The 22,883-nt window shown below is 42.4% G+C and carries 13 protein-coding genes and 1 tRNA gene; 7 read left to right on the plus strand and 7 right to left on the minus strand.

Annotation, left to right across the window (positions count from 1 at the left end):
• Window positions 1-73: 73 nt before the first annotated feature.
• The 5 genes from MSMAS_RS14350 to MSMAS_RS14370 form a co-directional block, all read right to left on the minus strand.
• A complete protein-coding gene (locus MSMAS_RS14350; protein ID WP_015412242.1) occupies window positions 74-541 on the minus strand; it encodes a hemerythrin domain-containing protein in 468 nt (155 codons plus the stop codon).
• A 204-nt stretch (window positions 542-745) separates the two neighbouring features.
• On the minus strand, window positions 746-1,192 hold the full coding sequence (locus MSMAS_RS14355) for a hemerythrin domain-containing protein (RefSeq protein ID WP_015412241.1): 447 nt from the start codon (window positions 1,190-1,192) through the stop codon (window positions 746-748).
• Between the two features lie 565 nt (window positions 1,193-1,757).
• Window positions 1,758-6,533 carry a PKD domain-containing protein gene (locus MSMAS_RS14360; protein ID WP_048046732.1) on the minus strand — a complete coding sequence of 1,592 codons (4,776 nt, stop codon included), beginning with the start codon at window positions 6,531-6,533 and terminating at the stop codon, window positions 1,758-1,760.
• 322 nt (window positions 6,534-6,855) lie between these two features.
• Window positions 6,856-8,628 (minus strand): alkyl sulfatase dimerization domain-containing protein, encoded by a 1,773-nt coding sequence (locus MSMAS_RS14365; RefSeq protein ID WP_226987573.1) that lies wholly within the window; start codon window positions 8,626-8,628, stop codon window positions 6,856-6,858.
• A 439-nt stretch (window positions 8,629-9,067) separates the two neighbouring features.
• A tRNA-Met gene (locus tag MSMAS_RS14370) sits at window positions 9,068-9,177 on the minus strand.
• Window positions 9,178-9,978: 801 nt separating this feature from the next.
• Here MSMAS_RS14370 and MSMAS_RS14375 point away from each other — a divergent pair.
• From MSMAS_RS14375 to MSMAS_RS14390, 4 genes are all read left to right on the plus strand, one after another.
• Window positions 9,979-10,362: a molybdopterin dinucleotide binding domain-containing protein gene (locus MSMAS_RS14375; RefSeq protein WP_011033913.1), complete on the plus strand. Its 384-nt coding sequence runs from the start codon at window positions 9,979-9,981 to the stop codon at window positions 10,360-10,362.
• Between the two features lie 75 nt (window positions 10,363-10,437).
• The gene (locus tag MSMAS_RS14380) at window positions 10,438-11,742 is read left to right on the plus strand and encodes a formylmethanofuran dehydrogenase subunit B (protein WP_011033912.1); all 1,305 of its coding nucleotides are present in this window, start codon (window positions 10,438-10,440) and stop codon (window positions 11,740-11,742) included.
• Between the two features lies 1 nt (window position 11,743).
• On the plus strand, window positions 11,744-13,462 hold the full coding sequence (locus MSMAS_RS14385; protein ID WP_011033911.1) for a formylmethanofuran dehydrogenase subunit A: 1,719 nt from the start codon (window positions 11,744-11,746) through the stop codon (window positions 13,460-13,462).
• Complete coding sequence (locus MSMAS_RS14390) at window positions 13,463-14,221, plus strand: formylmethanofuran dehydrogenase subunit C (protein WP_011033910.1); 759 nt, start codon at window positions 13,463-13,465, stop codon at window positions 14,219-14,221. It begins immediately after the preceding gene.
• 303 nt (window positions 14,222-14,524) lie between these two features.
• Here MSMAS_RS14390 and MSMAS_RS14395 read toward each other — a convergent pair whose 3' ends face one another.
• Both MSMAS_RS14395 and slmA read right to left on the minus strand, forming a co-directional pair.
• Complete coding sequence (locus MSMAS_RS14395) at window positions 14,525-15,103, minus strand: hypothetical protein (RefSeq protein WP_011033909.1); 579 nt, start codon at window positions 15,101-15,103, stop codon at window positions 14,525-14,527.
• 169 nt (window positions 15,104-15,272) lie between these two features.
• Window positions 15,273-17,282, minus strand: a complete 2,010-nt coding sequence (gene slmA, locus MSMAS_RS14400) for an S-layer protein SlmA (protein ID WP_011033908.1) — start codon at window positions 17,280-17,282, stop codon at window positions 15,273-15,275.
• Between the two features lie 1,009 nt (window positions 17,283-18,291).
• On the opposite strand from slmA, the gene MSMAS_RS14405 reads away from it, so the two are divergent.
• The 3 genes from MSMAS_RS14405 (at window position 18,292) to MSMAS_RS14415 (ending at window position 22,872) form a co-directional block, all read left to right on the plus strand.
• Window positions 18,292-18,882 (plus strand): hypothetical protein, encoded by a 591-nt coding sequence (locus MSMAS_RS14405; protein ID WP_011033907.1) that lies wholly within the window; start codon window positions 18,292-18,294, stop codon window positions 18,880-18,882.
• Between the two features lie 479 nt (window positions 18,883-19,361).
• Entirely contained in the window at window positions 19,362-21,005 is a 1,644-nt protein-coding gene (locus tag MSMAS_RS14410) for a tRNA uridine(34) 5-carboxymethylaminomethyl modification radical SAM/GNAT enzyme Elp3 (protein WP_048041494.1), read from the plus strand.
• 1,471 nt (window positions 21,006-22,476) lie between these two features.
• Complete coding sequence (locus MSMAS_RS14415; RefSeq protein WP_011033905.1) at window positions 22,477-22,872, plus strand: DUF1699 family protein; 396 nt, start codon at window positions 22,477-22,479, stop codon at window positions 22,870-22,872.
• Window positions 22,873-22,883 lie beyond the last annotated feature (11 nt).

The following is a 22,883-nucleotide window of genomic DNA, read 5'->3' on the forward strand; positions in this document are numbered from 1 at the left end:
GTAAAAACAAAGAAAGCAAATTAACGGAAAAAAGCAAATTAACGGAAAATCACACCCCTGGCACAGATTATATTCAACATTTCATTACGCCGGATGTCTCCTCCCCGACCTCTATTTTGTTCATATAGCTCCTTTTGAACTCAACATATTCTTCTGCTATCTTTTCTGCTTCCTGCTGGCTCAGGGTTTTTCGAGCTATATCAAACACCTTACTTTCCTCTTCTTCTATATGGTGATCTATACTCCGTTTAAGTTCACCGAGCTTAACAGCCCATTCTTCATCTCCCTCATCCATGTTCTCCATTTCACAAATCAGGGCTTTTGCCTCATTATGCTCCGCATATGCATGACTGATAAGCTCACGTAATTCCTCTTTCTCTTCAAGCCGCGGATAGAAGAGTTGCTCTTCTCCCATCATATGAGGGTCAGCTTTAAGCTTTACTTTAAAAAAACTCACTTTTGAGCTATCATTCAATGCCTGCTGGAAAAGTTCTGTCATCTGGTTATGTTCTGCTATTAAGAGATCATAAATTGTTTCCATATTTCCCCTCCAGATATAATATATGACGGGATATATTTAAAAGAGCGTGTAAATACCTTATTGGTAAGATGTAGTTTACAAAAATTAAAAATTACCGGATCCAGGAAAAAAGCAAAATGAAGGAAACCAGAAATAGAATAAAGAGAACCGGTTATGTAGAAATCAATCCTGGATACCGAGTCTCTTTTTCTATCATTTTCAGTTTTAATGCATACTGGCTGGTGTTTCTTGTTTAAAGCTCTTCTTAAATTCAAGGTACTGCTGAGCAATCTCTTCTGCCTTCTTCTGGCTAATTACTTTTTGAGCTTTCTCGAAAACCTCACCTTCTTCTTCTTCTACGTGGTGATCTATACTTTCTTTCAGTTCCTTGATTTTGGAGGTCCAGTTTTTGTCCCCTTCTTTCATACTTTCCAGTTCGGACATAATGGACCTTGCTTCATCATGCTCTTCCACGGCGTGACTGACAAGCTCACTTAATTCCTCTTTTTTCTCAAGCTCAGAATAAAAGAGTTTCTCTTCCCCTGCCATATGAGGATCCAGTGCTGCTTTTATTTTAAGCAGGGTTTCTCTTGAGTTGTCGCGCAGGACCTGCTGGAAGAGGTCAGAGACCATATTGTGTTCTTTTATCAGTATATCATAAATTGATTCCATAATTCCCCCCCTCTTATTTGAGGTATAACAAAGGTTATTCGGGGGAGTGTATAAATAAGTAACCGGTGCCTCGAAATAATAAAAACAGTAACGGCAGATGGCAGACTCTTAATTTCTTTTTATAGATATTAGTATGAAGATAAAAATGAATATAAAATAGTCATAAGTTTTCGGAAAGGATACATATGCCTCCTCTACAGTCTAAAAATGAACCGTTTTTTCCAGCCGTGTAATCTCACCTTTTTTATAGCATGAATAGTAACCTGAGCTCTCAACCTTTTCACCTGTTTTGTGAGGCTTTAATTCCTTTATCATGTCCTCGAAAATTAAAAAAAGCGCAGAAAACGGCAGATATCCAGAAATAACCAGCTGGAATACATGTTGACAGAATCAGACATAGATAAGAAGCCCGAATTTAAGGCAAAAAATATAGTGAAATTCAGGCCAAACAAGATTATTTACCAGATTATTTGATACTACCAGATTATTTGATACCTCTATGAACATGAGAAAACAGTTAAAAAAGGTCCAGGAAGGAGTCTTGACCTTCCTGCAAAGAGTCCAATTACTCTTCCTCTTTTGTCTGCCTATATACCAGATAGGCTCCGACAATAAATAGAACGAGCAGGATAAAAAACAGAACTCCTGTACTACCTGATTTTTCTGATCCGTTATTTTCTTCTGAACCAGCAGCTTCGGAACCATTTCCTTCTTCAACAAAAATGGATTTTCCGGTATCAGTGCTTTGAGATACCAGAATATCCTCTGCTCCTTTTGAGAGGGTTGAATCGGCACCTTCGTTTTCAGCCCCGGAAATATTTTCATCTTCAACTTTAGTGGAAGAAATGATAGTAACTGAGCCAGTTCCACTACCTCCTTTATGTGGGGTAGAGACAGATGGCGTGGAGATTTTCTCGGCGGTTACGGAAAAAGGCGAAAATCCCGGAGTTTCTGCACGGAAATAATGGTATTCGGCATCTGAACTGGTTTCCCAGGTATTAAGGGGCTGCCACTCCCCATTTTGATACCTGTTCAGCCGGACAGTACCCTTAACAACTGTTTCCATCCAGGCTCTATTGACTTTGAAATCGATAAACTTTGAATCAGAACCTGTCTCATTCATGACCGTATGATTGCTGAAGTGAATGTTTATATGCTGGAAAACCTCCCCTTCAGGGTTTTTTGTAACTTCAGAAGCTCTATCTTTCAGCACTTCAACAAAGACAGAAACATTTCCTGTTGAAGAAGCGTTGAAAGAGATTGCCAGGATGCTGTTATCGTCCGTATTGTCCGGTTCCTCCGTGAAATTAAAGGATACCGATTCGTTTTCCTCAACTTTCCTGACAGGCAAAACTACAGTGTTATTGATGTTATTTTTACTTTCAGCGGACCTGGTGATAAGGAAATTCCATGTCTGGTTTATGGCAGTGCTTCTGTTTGAAACTCTACCGGTTACGGAATACTTACCCGCAAAGAGACTGCTGTTTTCGACGCTTGTGTAACTGTTTTTGAAATGATCGTTTCTCCATAGAGTTTCCGGAGAAAGGGTAAGAGATGCATAGGCACTGTTTTTCTTATCCCCTTCAGAAGACTCGTTTCCATTTACATACCATGTAAAGTTACAGAGCACATGAGTTGAGATATTGAACTCCTGATCAGGATCTCCCACATGTAATAGTTTCAGGTTTTCAGGGCTATAATCAGCGATCGGGGTAATTGTTATCTCGGATTCGCCTTCAACCGGGATGGCTACCACATTTTCAGCCAAAACGTCCCCTTCAAGCTTAAAGGTCCCAAAGTCCGAATCAAGCGGAGCTTTCAGAACATAAACCAGCTGCCTGCGATCACGTGCTGAATAGTTTTTCCATATCCATTTATTGGAGGTAGAGTTGAATTCCGCACCTGCGTTATCTATGGGAGTGAGGTTCCAGCCAGCAGGGATATCTTCCACTACAGTAAGGTTAGTGAGTTCCCAGGCACTTTCAATGTTAAGATTTACATTGAACTCTTCGCCTGGATAAACGCTCGTTTTAGACAGATTTCTTTCCGAAATGACCGGGTGAGTGAGGACATTGATGCAGCCTTTGACAACCTCAGTATCATTTCCATAAGCATTGGAAACGTATAGACTCACATTGTAGATACCTGCAGTTTCATAGGTATGGACCGGATTTGCTTCGATGTAGTCTACCCACCCGTCTCCGTCAATATCCCATTCCCACGAAACGGAATTGTAAGACTCATCTAAGAAACTTACAGTCAACGGCGCAGGCTCTCTCGTAACATTTACAGAGAAATTTGCTTCAGGAGGGAAGGGCTGTATTGTAACGTTGATGAAATCCTGGACGGTTTTGTTTACTGTTGTCCCGTTCCCGCCTGCACCAAGAGTAACGGTATAAAGGCCGCGTTCCTTGTAAGTGTGTACAGGATTTTTTTCGTTTGAAACGCTCCCGTCTCCAAAGTCCCATACAACGGATTCGGCATAGATGGAGTTATCCATAAATTGTACGGTCAGAGGGTAAGGACCGGTGGTCACATTTGCGCCAAAATCAGGAATCGGAGGAAGGATGACATTGATGTAACTTTCAGCGGTTCTTGTTACTGAAGTCCTGTTTCCTGTTGCCGTGAGGGAAACGGTGTACAGACCAGCTTCTGAATAAGTATGAAGAGGGCTCAGGTCAGTTGAAGTGTTTCCGTCTCCAAAATCCCATTCTAAAGATTCAGCATAACTCGAATTATCCGTGAACTGAACTGATAAAGGATAAAGGCCTTCGGTGATGTTGGCGCTGAAATCCGGAACAGGGGGAACAGTAACATTAATAAAATCGTCAGCGATTTTTGTAACTGAGGTATTGTTTCCTGTTGCTGTAAGAGAAAAAGTATACAGACCAGAGGCTGTAAAAGTATGAACAGGGTTTCTTTGGAAAGAACTGTCCCCATCTCCGAAATCCCATATAACGGATTCGGCATATCTGGAATTATCCGTAAACTGAACGGTTAATGGGAATGTGCCTTCAGTAACGTTCGTGATGAAATCTGGAACAGGAGGGGCAGTAACATTGATGAAATCATCAACGGTTTTAGTTACTGAAGTCCCATTTCCAGTTGCAATTAAAGAAACACTGTACAGTCCGGCTTCTGAATAGATATGGACAGGGTTTCTTTCAGTTGAAGAATCACCGTCGCCAAAGTTCCACTCAACAGATTCAGTATAGCTAGAGTTGTCTGAAAACTGAACTGCCAGAGGGAAAGTGCCCTCAATAATATTGACACTGAAATTGGGGAGAGGAGGAATTGTTACGTTAATAAAGTCATTAACGGTTTTTACAACTGAAGTTCTGTTACCGATTGCTGTAAGGGAAACAGTATAAAGTCCAGATTCCGAATAGGTATGGGCCGGGTTTCTGTCAGTTGAAGAATCACCGTCACCGAAATCCCATTCAACGGATTCAGCGTATTGAGATTCATCAATAAACTGGACTGACAGTGGAACTGTGCCTGCAGTAATATTGGAAGAGAAATCTGGAACTGGAGAAGTTGTAACATTGATATAATTATCGATGGTTTTTGTTACTGAAGTATTATTTCCTGTTGCAATTAGTGAAACACTGTATAGTCCGGCTTCCGAATAAGTATGAACGGGATTCAGTTCATTTGAGGTATTTCCGTCTCCAAAATCCCACTCAACGGATTCGGGGTATTGAGATTCATCAGTGAACTGAACTGTTAAAGGAAATGTGCCTTCAGTAACATTGGCAATAAAACCAGGAACTGGCCGCATTTGGACAAATATGTAATCTTCACGGATAGTTGTATTGGAACTGCCTGCCAAGTTATTCACAGTTAGTGACACGGTGTAATATCCCGGGTCAAAGTATGTGCAGGTACAGTTTTGAAGTTCCGAACTATTTCCGTCTCCGAAATACCAGTTCCAGGATACCGCGTTTTCGGACAGGTCGTAGAACTCTACTGTCAGAGGCTGGACTCCAAGTGTAACATTTGAATTAAAATCTGCTGCAGGAGATGGGACATGAGGAACAATCCATTCGATGCTTGCGCGATTTGATACGATGGTCTCGCCTGCGTTAGTTACAAAACTTGCTTCTATAATATCAGTGCCTGTAGAAGCTCCGGAACAGGTAAAATTAGCCCTTCCGGCTGCATCCGTTATCGAAGTACCGCTCTGGCCTGCATTGGGACCTGAAACTACCGAGAAACTGACCGGTTTTCCTGCAAGAAGATTTCCGTTATCATCCTGTACAAGGGATGAAAGGGTATATTGAGATCCGACAGAAGCGTTTCCTGAAGCAGGAGACAGGAGAATACCCTCGCCTACCATTGCTGTGCTTGATTTCAGGAAAAAGTATGAAAAGAATATATTATCATCGTTAGAAGGATTCTGAGTAAATACTGTGATATTTGAATCCCCACTATTTACGAAGGGTAGAAGGTTGTAAAGTTCGTCATCAGTCCGTGGATTGCTCGGGCCTGCATATGGGTCCAGAGGATTTGCAGTACTATCGTCCAGGCCCCCTACGGTCAAAAGTGCCCCGTTTCCACTGAACCCGTCATCTTCTCCTCCAGCCGAACTTGTAACTCTTACTCCGTTTACGTTAACATTACTGACCTGGCTACCCCCGCTATTCTGGTAACTGAAGGAAATACCAAGCCCCATATCAATAGCAAAGTTAGAATCGTTTTTATCAACAGGATCTGATAGCTTAATACTGAAAGTATCACCAGCAGGGTTCTGCCCTCCAAAAAGCAATATAACGGTATTGTCTTCCTTCTGGTCAGGATCATCAAAAATAACTGCAAGAACTTCTCCATCAGAACTGTAAGGACTTGTTTCTGTGACTGTGAAGTTAACTCTTCCTGCCGGCGCGATATCAACTGCAGGTTTAACAATAGATGTAACATCTGCCCAGTAGTTATAGCAGGCAGTCGAAAAAACAGTATTATTCCAGTAAACGGCACTTCCATTAATCAAAACGCTTCCTTCAGGAATCTGACTACCCCACTCTCCAGCAGCGATAAGATATGCACTTCTTACAGTCGCACCTTCAGGTTTTTCCACCTGAATAATACCACTGCTGTCAGTGCCTAGCCCGTCTACGGAAAGACTTATTTTTCCGGTCTCCGTAACCATCGGCTGTAAAGAAGTGCCTGAATCTCCCCTGACAAGTGTGCGGGGAATAGTCATAGTTGAATTATTTTCCAGGACAGTGCCCGGGGTCATTTCATTTTCTGCACATACCAGTAAAGTAAATGAAGAAAGCAAAACAAAAGCTGCAAAGAAAATAGGAATTGCTTTTACAAAGACGTCAAATTTATGTTTCATTTTTCACACCTTAAACTGTTTTTAAGACAACTTCACTGATTAAAGAGCAATATTTCCAATAGAGACCCCCACAGAAAGTTTGAAAGTTTAAAAATACTTAAATATAGATATAAATTTTTGAAATTATTTAGTATGTAGGGGGATAAAAATATAATAAAGTTACGATTAAAAAGAAAGCAATAAAAACAGAGAAATTTGAAAAAAGCAGATACCTTTGACGGAAACAAATCCTGAAATTTGACCCATTCAACGAATTTTAATGCTTTGTCCTGTACACATAATTTCAAAGAAAAAAAGTAGGGTGTTTAATGGAACACCCTCACTACTCATTAAATAAGGCCATAAATTCATAGAATGCCTTTGAATCTGCTCCGGAAATTTTCACCTTTCCGTCAGAAACGGCTTTCTGAGGATCGAGTTTTCCCAGAACCAGATTCTTCCATACCATTGAACTGGTGGTAATGGTAAAATCAGCATCTTCCGGGACCTCGGGCTGAATCTCAACAATGCCCTTGCGGACGTACAGGGCATAGTCAGAAGATTCAGTGTTTTTCATGTCTGTTAGCTGAAGCCCAACAGTAATTTCCTTGTCCAGGCTCCTGGAGGCATCAAGACTGACAGCCATTATCCTGAAGAGAGTATCCATTGGCATATAGGTAACGGCTTTATCCTCCATATTGGCAAAAGCAAGCTTCGGTTTCCCACTTGCCGGATATGCTGCCTGTCCCGTCTCCACGAGATACTCGGATAGGAGATAATTGCGTTCCTGAACGTTCTTAGTATTTTCTGCAAGGGCAATCATCGTTGAATTCTTTATCTCACGCGCCTCAGAATTATCCGGGTCAAGTAGAAGAACATCGTCAGCAAGTACCAGGGCCCATTCAAGATTGCCTTCGTCCAGGGCATTTCCGGCTTTAGCTGTTAGCTCGTCAACCCCGCCTGCCAGCTCAGCCGCCATTTCGGCTTCTTCTGTGGGAGACTGTGGATACATATCTCTGGATTTGCCTGTGTAGTATCCTCTATACCACCAGAAAATCTCGTATATATCTCTTTCAACACTTCCATAATATTCCTGCAAATAAGGATCGTTCGCCAGATGAGGCGGCAGCTTAACCACTTCTATGATTTCCCCCGGTGTCATACCTTTGTTCATGTTTTGCACTGTCTGGTCATGGATAAACTGGATAGCATCACGATAGCTGGTTAAGGTATGGCTTATATTATCTTTCCCGACCACAACGGGATTGGGACCATGGAGCGAGACCATATATTCAGCATCAAAGCTGCGGTAAAGGTCTATGCTATCGATATAATCCAGCGGATTCCTCATGACTGCCCCTCTCATGGTGGTAATTGCCGGGAATGCCTCGTAACAGTTGGCGATCTGGACCAGGGTTTTCTTCTCCGGGAGCCAGATGACAAGCACATCACGGGTCTCACCCGGAGCTGAAAAGATATTGAAATCCACTCCTGCAATATTTGTTTCCAGCGTATCATTGACAGTTATTGTAGGCGGCATATAACCTGAAGGTCCCCGGATCTGCTTATAGAAAAGTGCACCACCTGCATACCAGTCAGAATCATTACCATATAAGCCCCCCAGCATCATCATGCCACCTTCGGCTCTGCTGGGAAACAGCTGACCGTACCAATCATAGTACAGGGTATCGTCCAGCAGATCGTGAGCAATAATTTCAGTGTCGTTATCGGCAAAAACAGAAGCCCCGTGGATGTGGCAGTCATGGTGGTGAGTATAGATGACTGCTTTTACAGGCTTCCTGTCAAAGATGTTATTCAATTGCTTATTATATGCTTCTTTGACAACCTCTGCGGCCTGTAAGCTTTCCCCAGGATCAACAATAATAAGCCCGTCTTTACCCTCTATAAGTACAGGATTATCCCTGTTGTAGCCACGTGCAACGTAAACCCCATCAGTAACATTAAGGACCTGAGGTGGTAAGAATTGCGCTGTGAAGTTCTCCAGTTCAGGATTAACTTCTACCTTTTCAGGTTCAAATGCTGTCACTGATGTTGATATGCATATCATACATACAAAGGCAGCAAATAATAGAACCATATATGTACTGAACTTCATATTTTCCACTCCTTTATTTTGAAAAAAACCTATCCATAGCAAGTGTTTCCACATGTCAAGGATATTAAACAAAATATAATTTAATAAGCATATTAATTAACCAGAATTATTAATTCTTAGCAGATTACTGCCCTCATTATGCTTATGTTAAGATATTTATTCAATAATACAAGAAAAGTATAATTTTTTGAATATAACGTCAGAATTAAACATGGATAGTAAACCCGAAGAAAGAAATTTTTGAAAAAAGGCGTAATTCTGGATTTATGAAACCTGAATAATAAGTAGAGGAGAAGAACTTTCAGAAATCTAAAAAGTAAATCCGAAAAAGCAAAAAAAGAGTCGAATCCAAGGATAACCACACTCAGTAATTAAACGTTGGCAGGATCTTGAATATTTAGGAAAAAAGATAAAAATTCTCACTTAAGAAAAAATCAGGTGCCCGGAGCGTGACTCGAACACGCGACCTCCAGATATCTCAGGAGATTAAAGACGCCTCATATAAGGTCCCTATGAGTCTGGCGCCCCAACCGACTAGGCTATCCGGGCTTGCAACACACAAATGTATTAACATATATTAAAGGGTAACGATCGGAAGTGGGGAAAAAGACCATTTTAACTTCATTTGTGCGGGAAGTGTATGACAGAATGGAAAAGGTGAGCCTGCCAGTGATCAGAATTCATGAAGAAAATCTCTGAACACGTTATGTTAGGCCTGACATAATATGGTGATATATAATAAAAGGAAATTAAAGAGATATAGTCTGTATAATAAATAAATATATAATTGAAAAGTGATATAATAAACCCTCAGATCGATTTTTAAAAACAGGGAAAGCAAAATATGCGCCCATCTGAGACATGATCATTTATATCAAAGATACAGGCTGACAAGAGATATAAATCTGAATAAATATATATAAACCCCATAATTATAACGAATAACCGGAATAGATTCCAGTCAAAGGAAATTTCTGGAAAGCTACATTTTTTCCGCTGCAAACGTCTCCAGGACCCGGAACGTTAGCAGAAGAACCATTTATAAGATACTTTAAAAGAGCCCCGCTTAAACAGATCAGTTCCAGCAGTGCGATATTCTAAACACCTGCTAAATAATTGCTTTCAAGATTTACCTTAAAATTAAAATCCCGGTTCCCCCGGCTGAGACCCGGAAACTGCAGTTTCTCAGGAAGACCCATGCCTCAGCTTGACTTTCAATTATGACCAGGATACGAATCTCCGGGCCAGAAAGATGTAAGAAATCAAGAATTCGGGATTAATGCTTCAAAAAGTGATCCAACTAATTCGGTATTTTCATTACCTGGATTAAATCCCAGATGAGGAATTTCCATGAAAATAAAAGCAAACCTTATATCCGGAAGGACCGCCGACCAGGGCGCACATCTGGAAGCTAAAACACATAAAGGCTATTTTGATGCCTGTGCATACTGCGAACTGAACTCCGCAGACCTTGAGATGCTTGGAGCCTCCGAAGGGGACAGCCTGAAGGTTACCACTGATTTTGGGGAAGTAGTAGTGTTCGCAAAAGCAAATGAAGGAAACCCTGATGGTCTTGCCTTTATCCCTATGGGCCCCTGGGCAAATGCAGTTCTGGACCCTGATACCCACGGCTGCGGAATGCCAGGGTTCAAAGGCGTCCCTGCTGAGATAGAAGTCACGGATGAAAAGCCCCTGGAAATGAAAGCGCTCATGAGGAAATACCTGGAAGACTGAGTCCAGACCCCCTGAATCGAGTAACTCATGTGTTCATCAGGCCCGGAGAAACCTGAAAATTCGGAGGAAAAAAATATGCCAGTAATTAAAGACGCAGTATGCTCCCTCTGCGGATCCCTCTGCGACGATATCACAGTCACTGTAGAAGATAATAAGATTACAAAAATAGAAAATGCCTGCATTCTTGGGCACAGCAAGTTTGTCGGCATGTTCGAGCATGACAGGATAGAAACCCCGATGGTAAGAAAAGACGGGGAGCTTGTGCCTGTATCTTATGAAGAGGCAATCGAAGCTGCCGCAAAAATCCTGGTAAACTCCAGAAGGACACTTTCCTATGGATGGTGCTCCACCTCATGTGAAGCAGTCAGCGGGGCAATTCAGCTCGCAGAGGAGACTGGTTCTATAATAGACTCTACGGCAAACGTCTGCCACGGACCGACTGCCCTTGCTGCTCAGGAGAAAGGGTCCCCATCAGCCTCCCTGGGAGAAATAAAGAATAGGGCAGATGTAATAGTTTTCTGGGGCTGCAACCCTGTGCACGCCCATCCCAGGCACATGTCCCGTTATTCAAGCTTTTCAAAGGGATTCTTCACGGAAAAAGGGCGAAAAGGCAGGAAAATGGTAGTTATTGATGTCAGAAAGACCGATACTGCAAAAATTGCTGACAAATATGTGGAGATTGAACAGGGTTCAGACCTGCTCCTTGTGACCGCTCTCCGTTCAATTGTAAACGGGCATGAGGATGTTGTCCCGGAAACAGTTGCAGGTGTTCCAAAAGCCGAAGTTCTTGAACTTGCAGAGACCCTGAAGAATGCAAAATTCACCTGTATTTTCTTCGGTATGGGAGTCACACAGTCCCGCTCAAAGTACAAGAACGGAGATGCAGTGTCTTCTCTGATATCAGACCTTAACCAGCACACCAAAGCTGTAATGATCGGAATGCGCGGGCACTATAATGTTACCGGTTTCGGACAGGTGGCTACCTGGGAGACCGGCTTCCCCATGGCGATTGACTTCTCCAGAGGCTATCCATATTACAACCCCGGAGAAACCGGAGCAAATGACCTGCTTGTGCGCGAAGAGCCTGATGCTGCAATTATAGCTGCAGCTGATGCCGGAGCACACTTCCCTCAAAAAGCTGTCAGGCACCTGGCAAGAATTCCCGTAATCCAGATTGACCCCTATGCCAACCCTACAACCGAAATCGCAGATGTGGTGATCCCGGCAGCAGTTGTGGGAATCGAAGCTGAAGGTACGGCTTACCGCATGGATGCAATCTCCCTCCGCATGAAGAAACTGATTGATACAGAGTTCAAGACCGACGAAGAGATCGTAAAAGACCTGACTGCAAAAGTAAGGGAAATGAAGAGAGGTGTATAAGATGTCGGAAATCCTGATTAAAAACGCCAGCGTCTGTGACCCGGCACAGGGAATTAACTGCGAGACCATGGACATCTGCATAAGAGACGGAAAGATTGTGGAGAGCGTCTCCGGAAGTGCAGAGGTTATTGATGCAGAGGGCAGGCTCACCATGGCAGGAGGCTTTGACGGGCACACACACAGCGCGGGAAAGATCAACGTAGGACGTTTCATCAACCCAAACGATGCAAGGAAAAACCCTGTACCCGGGCTTTCTGGCCAGGTCGCACGTACCGAAAAGACAAGAGCTCAGGTAGGGTATAATACCCCAAACACTTACGCAATCGGATACAGGTATGCAAAACTGGGGTATACAACCATCTGTGAAGCTGCAATCCCCCTGCTTGCTGCAAGGCATACCCATGAAGAATTCAAGGAAATCCCTATCCTTGACAAAATGGGGCTGTCACTCTTCGGGAGCAACTGGCAGGTCATGGAGTACATCCGTGACAAGGAGCCTGAAAAACTTGCAGCATACATTGCCTGGGGATTGAAAGCCTCAAGAGGATATGGAGTAAAGATTGTAAACCCTGGAGGAGGAGAAGCCTGGGGCTGGGGAAGAAACGTAAGCGGACTTTATGACCCTGTACCCAACTTTGATGTAACTCCTGCAGAGATCCTTCTGGGGCTTGCAGAAGCTAATGAGCGCCTTCAGCTCCCTCACTCCATACACGTGCACTGCAACAACCTCGGAAAGCCAGGAAACTATGCTACCACCATAGAGACCATGAAGCTTCTGGAAAAGGTTAAGCCCAGCAGGGACAGGCAGGCTCTTCACGTAACCCACGTTCAGTTTAATGCTTATGCAGGGACTTCCTGGAGGGACTTCGAGACAGGAGCCCCAATGGTTGCAGATTACATAAATGGAGCAAACCACCTAACCTTCGACCTGGGACAGGTAATCTTCGGACCCGCAGTTACAATGACCGCAGACGGGCCTGTTGAGTATGCAAACTCAAGAATGCTGCACGAGAAGTGGAGCAACCAGGACATTGAACTGGAAGATGCTTCCGGAGTCGTACCCCTGTTCTACTCACCAAAAAGCTTTGTGAACGCGGTCCAGTGGGCAATAGGGCTTGAACTCGCCCTGCTTGTAAAAGACCCCTGGAAAGTCATGTTTACAACTGACAGCCCCAACGGCGGGTCTTTTGTCAACTATCCTGAAGCCTTTACCTACCTTATGAGTGCAAAGAGAAGAGAAGAAGTTATCTCGGGATTCTCTAAGATGGCACTCGACAGGATGGTACTGCCCGGAATCGACAGGGAACTTGACTTTTATGAGCTTGCTGTCATGACAAGGAGCACACAGTCAAAGATGTACAGCATGCCTGAGAAAGGAAACCTTAAAGTGGGCTCTGACGCTGACATTGCTATCTATGACATCCTTCCGGGGCAGGTTGACCCCTCGACAGAGTATGCAAAGGTCAAGAAAGCTTTCTCTGCTGCATCATATACCCTGAAGAGCGGAGAGGTCGTTGTAAAAGACGGAGAGATCGAAGAGACCCCGAAAGGAAAGACTTACTGGGTTAACGCAAAGATTCCGGAGAGCATCGATACCGCAATGCAGAAAGATATAGACCGCAAATTCAGGAAGTATTACACTGTGAGCAAATCCAATTACATGGTTGAAGACTCGTATATCCAGAAGCCTGTCGAGATCGGCACAGAGGGGGTTTTCTAAATGCAGATTGTAAAACTCTCCCTCAAAAAAGCAAACAAAATTCCAATTGAAGCCGATAACATAAACCCTGACAACTTTGCCGGCAAAACTGCAGAAGAAATTAAGGCTATTCCTGTCTGGTACGGAAATGGGCAGTGCCCTCTCGGGGATTTCTTCAATGTGGAAGTGGAAGGCAAAGACTCCGTAGAAAATACAAAGCTGGTCTTTGAAGGCGATGTTTCCAGAGTAAAGCGCATAGGGCAGAACATGAGTGCCGGAGAAATAGAGATCAATGGCAACGTGGATATGCACTGCGGCTTTGCGATGAAGGGCGGAAAGGTCGTAATCAATGGAAATGCTGACAGCTGGCTCGGCTGCGAAATGTCAGGCGGAGAGATAATTCTCAACGGGAATGCCGCCTATTATGTAGGTGCGGGCTACCGCGGAGAGTCCTGCGGCATGCGCGGAGGAAAGATCACTGTTAACGGCAATGCAAAGGACTACCTTGGAGAACACATGTGCGGAGGGGAAATCCTCGTAAAAGGCGATGTGGGGCTCCTTCCTGCAATCTCTAACAACGGCGGAAGAATAGTTATTGAAGGCAACGCAACCATGCCGGCAAGCGAAATGAAGAACGGCACCGTAATCATCAAAGGTGAGGTCTTTGACCTGCTCCCCTCTTACAAAGAAGAAGGTACGGAAGAGGTTGATGGAGTTACATACCGCAAGTTTACAGGTGACGTTAACGTCGGCGGAAAAGGCGTCCTGCTTATAAAATAACGGCTGAAGAAGATTAAGCCCGTATAAGCAGGGACTTCTGAATAACACCAGAATCTGGTTAAATTTATATTGCGGATAAGAAATTAAAAAACAGCCGCTTCAAAGCATCTTTCGGGTTAATGAAACGGTATAGTTCTTATCCGCTCACTGTTCTTTTTCAAATTGCTTACTTTTTTAAATCTGCCTGCTTTTTCAGTAAATTTTAATCTCTTTGCATGTGCAGTTTGTAATTTCAAAGAGATAAAAGAAAAAAAGAAAAAAAGAAAAAAGAGAAAAAGGAAAAAGTACAGATCTACTGGATAATCAGTATCCTGTTGCTTCTGCCAGCTGCCTTACAGGAGCCTCTTCAGCAGTATTTCCGAAAACCACTATCACATAATTTTCGTTGCTCCAGATATAGGAGTATCTGGGAACGGACTTTCCTCCGGATGTGATGTAGTCAGTAATTTTAACTCCGGAATGCCCGTTGAAAGAAACTTCCGTAAAACGGGATCCGTCACTTAATGGTGGGAAGGAAGACCTGTATGCATCGATGAGATTGTTTGCAGCCTCTTCATTCTCAAGCTCGATCGCATCTACATAATAGTCTGTATTATTGGAATCCCTGTAGATTCCTTCAGAGCCTGAAAGGATACCCGTAACGTTTTCAGCTTCGTAAGTAACTTTTATCTCATCTGTGGAAAGCGGGATGGTATCGATATACTCAAAGCCTGCTGGGGGGTTTTCAATTGTGCTTACCCCAGCCGCATCATCATCAGAAATTGGGTTTGTTTCCGGGTTGTCCGAATCTGTCCCGTTAACTGCAGGAGAATTATCCACGCAGCCTGAAAACGCGATCATCAAAACCGCAAACACTGATATTAAAGCTATGCTTTTTTTCATAAAATTCACCTTGATCTTAAACCCTGAATAACCAGACGGTTTACAGAATCAGGATTTTAGATTTAAAAGAACATCAGAACTAAGAAATCTGCAAATAAAAAGTTATCTGCAAGAAGAAACCAAAAAAGAATTTAAAAGAGAGAAGGGTAGAACCCTTCACTCAGAGAATTTAGTTGTTCCTCCTGACGAGGTAGACGACTGCAAGGAGTCCGACAAGGCCAAGGACAACTCCGAATCCAGGAGTGGTGCCATCTGCTTCAGTGGGTTCCTCGGTTGGTTCCTCAGTTGTTGGTCCCTCGGTTGGTTCCTCGGTTGGTCCCTCGGTTGGTTCCTCGGTTGGTTCCTCAACTTCGGTGTCGTTGTCTACAGGCTCAGTCACATTGTCATCATCTTCATCATCATCAACTACTTCTCCGTCGATGGTCTTCTCGACGAATGGGTAGTATCTGAGGTCAGAAGCTGCGGTGTCAGCAACCTTGAAGAACATTCCCTGGCCGATTTCGACTTCGTCATCTCTGGTCAGAGTGAAGGTGTCTTCGTTGGTGATGGTAAGGGTGGCACCGTTGATCTTGACATTGTCGAGGTCACCGAATTCATCATCAGACTCGATCTTCATTGCGTTTGCGTAGTCAATGAGCCAGATACCTTCGATCTGGGCAATGCTGTCGACTGCACCCTGGAAGACCTGGTTGACGTGTACTCTGAGGACAACGACATCGTCTTCGTCCTGGATGTCATCAAGTTCAACTTCCCAGGTGTTGTCAGAGCCGCTAACGACTGAGATGATTTCGTCATCTACGAATTCTCCGTCCTTGGTGAACTCGAGCCAGACTTTCTCACCGTCAACATCGACCTGCTTGGCTTCGATTGCATAGCCTTCTCCGAGGTCGAGCTGTTCGCCGGTTCTGATGGTGTACTTGTCATCGCTGTCAAGGACGAGCTTGGCAAGTTTGTCAGCTTTGTCAGCGTTGATCGGGATGTATTCTTCTGCGAAGAATCCGAGAACAGGGAACTGGTCCCAGCCAACGGAAGGCTTGGAGTACTCGTAGTCAACCATCTGGATGGTTGTCTCGTAAACGAGGCCGCCCTCAGGAATTACATTTCCACCGTTAAGGCCGGTTACTGTAAGGGATTCTGTAGAGACATCGTCGTTGACATCATAGAAGAATCCTGCAAAGTTGGTTGCATCCCAGCTGAAGTCACCCTCAGCGACCTCTCCTCTGATTTCATAGGTGCCAGGCTCTGTGATCTGCTTCATGGCGTAGAACCTGAGTGCTCTGGTGTCATCGGCGGTCTTGAAGAACAGACCCTCAGCGATTTCCTCTTCATCGTCCCTGGTCAGGGTGAAGGTGTCTTCGTTGGTGATGGTAAGGGTGTCACCGTTGATCTTGACATTGTCAAGGTTTCCGAATTCATCGTCAGACTCGATCTTCATTGCATTTGTGTAGTCAATGAGCCAGAGACCTTCGATCTGGGCAATGCTGTCGACTGCACCCTGGAAGACCTGGTTGACGTGTACTCTGAGGACAACGACATCGTCTTCGTCCTGGATGTCATCAAGTTCAACTTCCCAGGTGTTGTCAGAGCCGCTAACGACTGAGATGATTTCGTCATCTACGAATTCTCCGTCCTTGGTGAACTCGAGCCAGACTTTCTCACCGTCAACATCGACCTGCTTGGCTTCGATTGAATAGCCTTCTCCGAGGTCGAGCTGTTCGCCGGTTCTGATGGTGTACTTGTCATCGCTGTCAAGGACGAGCTTGGCAAGCTTGTCAGCTTTGTCAGGGTTGATCGGGATGTACTTCTCTGCGAAGAAACCAATCAAGCTGTAGTTGCTCCATCCGGCAGCTGGCCTGTAGAATTCGTAGTCAACCTGCTGGATTGTTGTCTCATAGACAATTCCGCCTTCTCCAATGACGTTTCCTTCAGTGCCTGGAACCGCAAGAATGGAAAGGGTTTCGGTTGTTACATTGTCATCAATGTCATAGTAGAATGCTGCAAACTTTGTAGCATCGATTGTAAGGGCATTATTTTCACCATATGTGTCAATAATGTCGTTGATATCAGAGCCGTTGTATACTGGACCGCGGATCTCAATTACGTCTGCTGCACTTGCGGCGGATGCAAATACAGTGAGAAGCATGAGAGCAGCCAGTGATACTGCTGCAAATCTCTTCATTTTATTGTTTCCTCCATGTTTGTTAAGATATATCGTATGTAAGAAGAAGTGTCGGGATCGAACACTTAAAGGGTTTCACCATTCTTCACCAAATCAGACTTGTCCATTTCGTCTATTGCCGAAGAGGATTTCATTCCCTCCTTATCCCTCTAAATTGGATTACAAGTGTTCTATAAAATAATTGCATTATTAAATCTTTTGTGGTCTATTTCCGAAGAATTGAAGAGGAAAAGCGCAAAACAACGATACAAATAACGGTAAATGTCGAAAGACCCGGGGTAGAATATTCGTCAGAGGTTAATATACGGGACTAAGTAGAAATGCTTATAATACACTATAGAAAAAGAATAATATGTTTAAAGGGGAGCAACTAAATAATTTAAAACAATACTAATTCCAAAAAAACATTATGTAAAAAATGCTCTAACCTGCCTCTTGCAGCCCATCAAAATTTTTTTAAACCACGAAAAAACTCCGAATTTCACATGGGAATCTTCTTTTTAATCGTGTATATTGCCGGAAACCGACATTCCTGCTATTTAAACACTTTTTTACAAGCTATTAAGCATTGTCAAAAAAGCTGTCTTATATCCGCACTACGATTTTTTAAGTTACTCAATGATTGAACAATTAGAGAGTTTGAAGCATCAATTCAAAAAATATAATTTATAAATCGATCTGTAAGAGCCGGAATAGGATCATGAGTAAAGCTGCAGAGAAACATACGAAATAAATATCATATTTTTTGCTCAGACTTTCATTAATTTTATAATAATAAAAGTTGAAGATTGTCTATTCTGCACGCCATATAATACAATGCACAGCATATTAGAAATTGACGATATAATAACAGAAATATAAAATAAGAAAAATATATAAAGGGCGGTGTGCAAATTACCTGAAAAAACCTGAAGATAGTGAGCCCTGATATTCATTAATGGGAGCTATATAAGACTTATTTATATCTGAACAGCTCAACATAGGATAAAAATAACAAGGTGTATCAGTTTTGGAATGTCAAGATATTATTCAGGATGTCCTTTGCAGGATAAAAGCCATGAAAGGCGTGGAAGAAACATACATTTTAAATGAAGAAGATAAGGAAAAAATACTTGAGCTCGAGAAAAAAGCCGAAGGCGCGGTTTTGATGGGCATGGGAATAGGAGATAATCAGGGGATCAAGGAGGTTCTTAAACGCCAGTTAATCATAGCCTTTACGACCAACATGGACTACGTATGGCCTGAAGGACCCAATGTGATTCTAATGCAGTACGGGGAAAAAGTAGGCGAAGATGTTTATGACCCCGAAAAACTCGAGGAATGTAAAAAGTGCAGGGATATGGTTGTGATGGGGAATTTTGTAATTTACAGAAGTGCAGTACCAAAGCCAAAAGATGCAAAGAAAGAACCTATCACTGTAGTGCTCCCCCCACAAAAATGTGAAGATTTAGAGTGTGTAGAGGGGTTAACCGGTATAGTAATGGCATCTCCTTCTACCCCTACGGATGAGTACATCAGGTCTGTAATGGGGCTTAGACCAGCAACGGGGATGGGAACTTTTATCATAGGATTCGACCTCTGCGAAGCGAAATCAGATTAAAGGGAAATTCACCAATAAAGAGGTTTTACAAAAAGGAATTATAATATAGTCAGTTGAGTACAGTTGATCAACTGACTATATTATAGTGCAGCTGGACCTTGATTATATAAAATATGACCTGTACTCTGACTATATTATAGTGTGATCGGATCTTGATCATATTGTCTGTGCTTTGTATATTACACTGGAACCGGTACTTTATACTATGATTAATGCATTAATACCGGAGCCAGATACAGTTACCGGGAACTGGATAGTAGCTACAAAATAAAAAAGACTGGAATTATCTTTTTTAAGACCCGGTAGCAGGTTTATCAGAATTAAGCAGGCTCACCAGAAGTAGCTTATCAAAGCTTAAAAACAGGAATTTAAAATTTATGAATCCCTCCCTGGAACCTGATTACAAGTTCAGGTTAAGGATTTCAGTTGCAGATGCCAATGAAAGAGCCTGGAATATGACCCTAAAGACGGAATTTGAGATGAAAGAAGCTGATTACAACAGGGCCTGCAGGAACATCCTTGAAAAGGTGCTTGCCGGGGAAATAAAAGACGAAGACCAGTTAAACAAAGTGAAAAAAGATGTGAGTAAGCTGTATCATCTTGCCAGCCTGCCTAGAAATGGGGATATTATTATGCAGGGCACACCTGAGGAGCAGGCTCTAATAAAAGAGTTCCTCAGGAGAAAACCCGTAAGGACGATTTCCGGAGTCGCGGTAATTGCTGTAATGACCTCTCCTGCCCCATGCCCTCACGGGGTTTGCCTGCCCTGTCCGGGAGGTCCGAATTCCTCATTTAAATCCCCTCAGAGCTACATGGGAAGGGAACCTGCAGCAATGAGAGCAATTCAGCATGAATTTGACCCTTACTCCCAGGTTCAGTCCAGGCTTTCCCAGCTAAAAGAGATAGGGCATGATGTTGAAAAAGTTGAGCTTATAGTGATGGGAGGCACTTTTTCAGCACGCAGCCTTGACTATCAGGAATGGTTTACCAAACGCTGCCTTGAAGCAATGAACGATTTTACAGGCATGGAATGGAGGGATAAAGCCTGGACGATCGGAAAGTCCTTGCCTTATGTTCCGCTTGAAGAGGTTCAGAAAGCAAACGAAACAGCTGACATCCGAAACGTTGGCATAACCTTTGAGACAAGACCTGATTGGGCAAGAGAAGAACATGTAGACGAATTCCTCAGGCTTGGAGGGACAAAGGTAGAGATTGGAGTCCAGAGCGTTTATGATTTTGTATTATCCCGGATGCAGAGAGGGCATGGAGTTGCAGAAATTGTCAGAGCTAACAGGGTATTAAGAGACAGTGCATTTAAAGTAGGCTTTCACATGATGCCTCACCTTCCTGGAGCGGACTCCGAACTTGACCTGAGGGGATTTAAAAAGCTCTTCGATGACCAGCGTTTCAGGCCGGATTACCTGAAAATATATCCTACCCTTGTAACCGAAGGCACCCCCCTGTACAGAATGTGGAAATCCGGAGAATATCAGGCTCTTTCAGACGAAGAAGCTGCAGAACTTGTCGCAGATATAAAGGCTGTCCTGCCTAAATGGGTAAGGCTTCAGCGCATCCAGAGGGATATTCCTGCCCACCAGATCTTTGCAGGCGTGAGGAAAAGTAACCTAAGGCAGCTTGCAGAGGAGAAACTCCGGGAAAAGGGAGGGAAATGCCGCTGCATACGCTGCAGAGAGGTCGGACACAACAGCCTGAAAGGAAGAAGGATAAATGAAAAAGACATCGAGCTTACTGTGGAATCTTACGAAGCCTGTAACGGTAAAGAACACTTCATCGCTTTTGAAGACCTTTCGGCAGATGTCCTGATAGGTTTTACACGTTTGCGTTTCCCTGCCGAACCTCACAGAGAAGAACTGCAGGGCTCTGCACTTATAAGGGAACTGCATGTTTACGGCTCCATGGTGCCTGTAGGAAAAGGCGCAAAACAAAAAGAATGGCAACACAGGGGTTATGGAAAGGAACTTATTGAACATGCAGAAAAAACGGCATCCGAATCCGGCTACGGCAAGCTTTCTATAATTAGCGGAATAGGCGCAAGGGAATATTATAGGAAACTGGGATACGATCTTGACGGAGTATACATGTCAAAACCCCTGAAGGATTAAAAAATGGAGATATGAAATAACCGGAGACCGGATTTTCCAGCCAGGCAATATATTAACCACCTTGGGCTCTGGAATTCATCCGGAGCCCCAGGTTATTGAGTATTAAAGATTATTAAAACGATCCTCAAGAGACTTTAACATATAGTCATTTTTAATATTGTATTCATAATACTTATTCGATATTTTTAGAGATTCCGATCAGCATATTCACTTGAAACATAATTTGAATTCAAGCTCTTAGCTCTCAACTGTTTTAAATATCAGCATAATTATCAACTTAGAACTATATTTTTATAACTATATATTAAGCATATTTTTATAACTGTATTTTTATAACTGTACTTTTGTAACCGTATTTTTATAACTGTACTTTTGTAACCGTATTCTTGTAACCGTATTTCTGTAACTGTACTTCTGCAATGTTTTCGACACAGACCTAAATGTTTTACTAAAAGATTTGAAATGCTGTAATTAAAAAAATGAGCAGTATTGCGCACATATTCCTCATAACCCTTTCTTTATACTAACTATGATTATTATATTATTTTAATATCTGGCAAATAAAAGTAATGTAAAAATATAAATAGTACTGTGTAAATAAAGTAAGTCAGGAGAAAATTTAGATTGAATCTAAGCCAAAATATCTACATCAATAAGTTGACTCAGCCTTAATAAAAGAACTTATAATGACAGAAATTCAGTCTGGATACGGATTTAAAAGAGTGGCGGGGATATACAGACTTGAAAATCATAGATACTCAGAGTTTTAAGATAATGACGTTGAGAAAAGGGGACAAAAACATTAATTAATGATTACCAGCCAAAATCCCAATCCAGCGCATTCAAATTAATACATTCTATGAGAGGATTTACAGAAAAATGTTAAATAGTATAGTATAATATCGTATACCCCTTCAATAACAGTACAAACCGATAACGCTCGGTAAGAAAAAGATAAAATTCAATTGATTTTCGGAAAATAATCTTCAGAACTCAGAAAATAAAAATGAGTCACTTGAAGATGAATTTCAATGTATAAAAATTTGAATTTAATAAAAAATACACGATCAAAAAGACAGTTATTAAAAAATATGGCTTTAAGAATAAATTTTTGATAAAAATAAAAGTTTAAAAACATTCATAAAAAAATAAATATTATGAGTCCTTAACATTAAAAAACGTGATATGCAGGTTCAAAATTGCCTGAAAGCAGAATTTTAGAGATAAACAAACTGTAATATTGGGCTTATGAACCGGAATTAATCTGAATTAACACTGATAACCCTGAAAATCGAAATTAACTGAAAAATAAATAAACTCCAGGGGCATTAAAAGAAAATTTCGAAAATCAAAATTTCGAGAATCCGAATCAAACCCTGGGAATCCCTGAATCAAATTTAAAGAAACCCTAAAAAGAACCCTAAGAAACCCTGAACAAACTCTAAAAAACCTGGAAAGAACGGTGATAAAAATGAAAATTAGAGTTGTAAGCTCAAAAGAAGAAATTGACACTTTAAAACTCAATGAGGAAATTGTCCATCTCGCTTTTAGACCATCCAACAAGGACATTTTCAAGCTCATTCTGAAGTGTCCGGAAGTAAAAGCGATCCACATCCCAAGCTCATACAAGAGAACAATTTCCAGTTCTGCACAGATGTATCTTTCTATGCAGAACATTGCACTTCTTGAAGGTGATGTGTGGGGACACAGAAAAGACATTAATGAGTACTCAGAAGTTTCCGAGCATGTATTTGACCGTATAAAGGAATTAAAAGAAGAAGGCCTTTCCGATGAAGACACCATTGAGAAACTTGTAAGGGAAACAAGACTTAGCCCGGACTTTGTGACCTTTATCATATCAAATTAAATTAAACCAGC

The sequence above is a fragment of the Methanosarcina mazei S-6 genome (assembly GCF_000970205.1).
GTDB lineage: Archaea > Halobacteriota > Methanosarcinia > Methanosarcinales > Methanosarcinaceae > Methanosarcina > Methanosarcina mazei.

Bases quoted from the DNA above. Each gene is read 5' to 3' on its own strand.
- MSMAS_RS14410 (WP_048041494.1), top strand. From the start codon at position 19,362: ATGAAAGAAGCTGATTACAACAGGGCCTGCAGGAACATCCTTGAAAAG.
- MSMAS_RS14375 (WP_011033913.1), top strand. From the start codon at position 9,979: ATGAAAATAAAAGCAAACCTTATATCCGGAAGGACCGCCGACCAGGGC.
- MSMAS_RS14365 (WP_226987573.1), bottom strand. From the start codon at position 8,628: ATGAAGTTCAGTACATATATGGTTCTATTATTTGCTGCCTTTGTATGT.
- MSMAS_RS14385 (WP_011033911.1), top strand. From the start codon at position 11,744: ATGTCGGAAATCCTGATTAAAAACGCCAGCGTCTGTGACCCGGCACAG.
- MSMAS_RS14360 (WP_048046732.1), bottom strand. From the start codon at position 6,533: ATGAAACATAAATTTGACGTCTTTGTAAAAGCAATTCCTATTTTCTTT.
- slmA (WP_011033908.1), bottom strand. From the start codon at position 17,282: ATGAAGAGATTTGCAGCAGTATCACTGGCTGCTCTCATGCTTCTCACT.
- MSMAS_RS14380 (WP_011033912.1), top strand. From the start codon at position 10,438: ATGCCAGTAATTAAAGACGCAGTATGCTCCCTCTGCGGATCCCTCTGC.
- MSMAS_RS14390 (WP_011033910.1), top strand. From the start codon at position 13,463: ATGCAGATTGTAAAACTCTCCCTCAAAAAAGCAAACAAAATTCCAATT.
- MSMAS_RS14355 (WP_015412241.1), bottom strand. From the start codon at position 1,192: ATGGAATCAATTTATGATATACTGATAAAAGAACACAATATGGTCTCT.
- MSMAS_RS14350 (WP_015412242.1), bottom strand. From the start codon at position 541: ATGGAAACAATTTATGATCTCTTAATAGCAGAACATAACCAGATGACA.
- MSMAS_RS14395 (WP_011033909.1), bottom strand. From the start codon at position 15,103: ATGAAAAAAAGCATAGCTTTAATATCAGTGTTTGCGGTTTTGATGATC.
- MSMAS_RS14415 (WP_011033905.1), top strand. From the start codon at position 22,477: ATGAAAATTAGAGTTGTAAGCTCAAAAGAAGAAATTGACACTTTAAAA.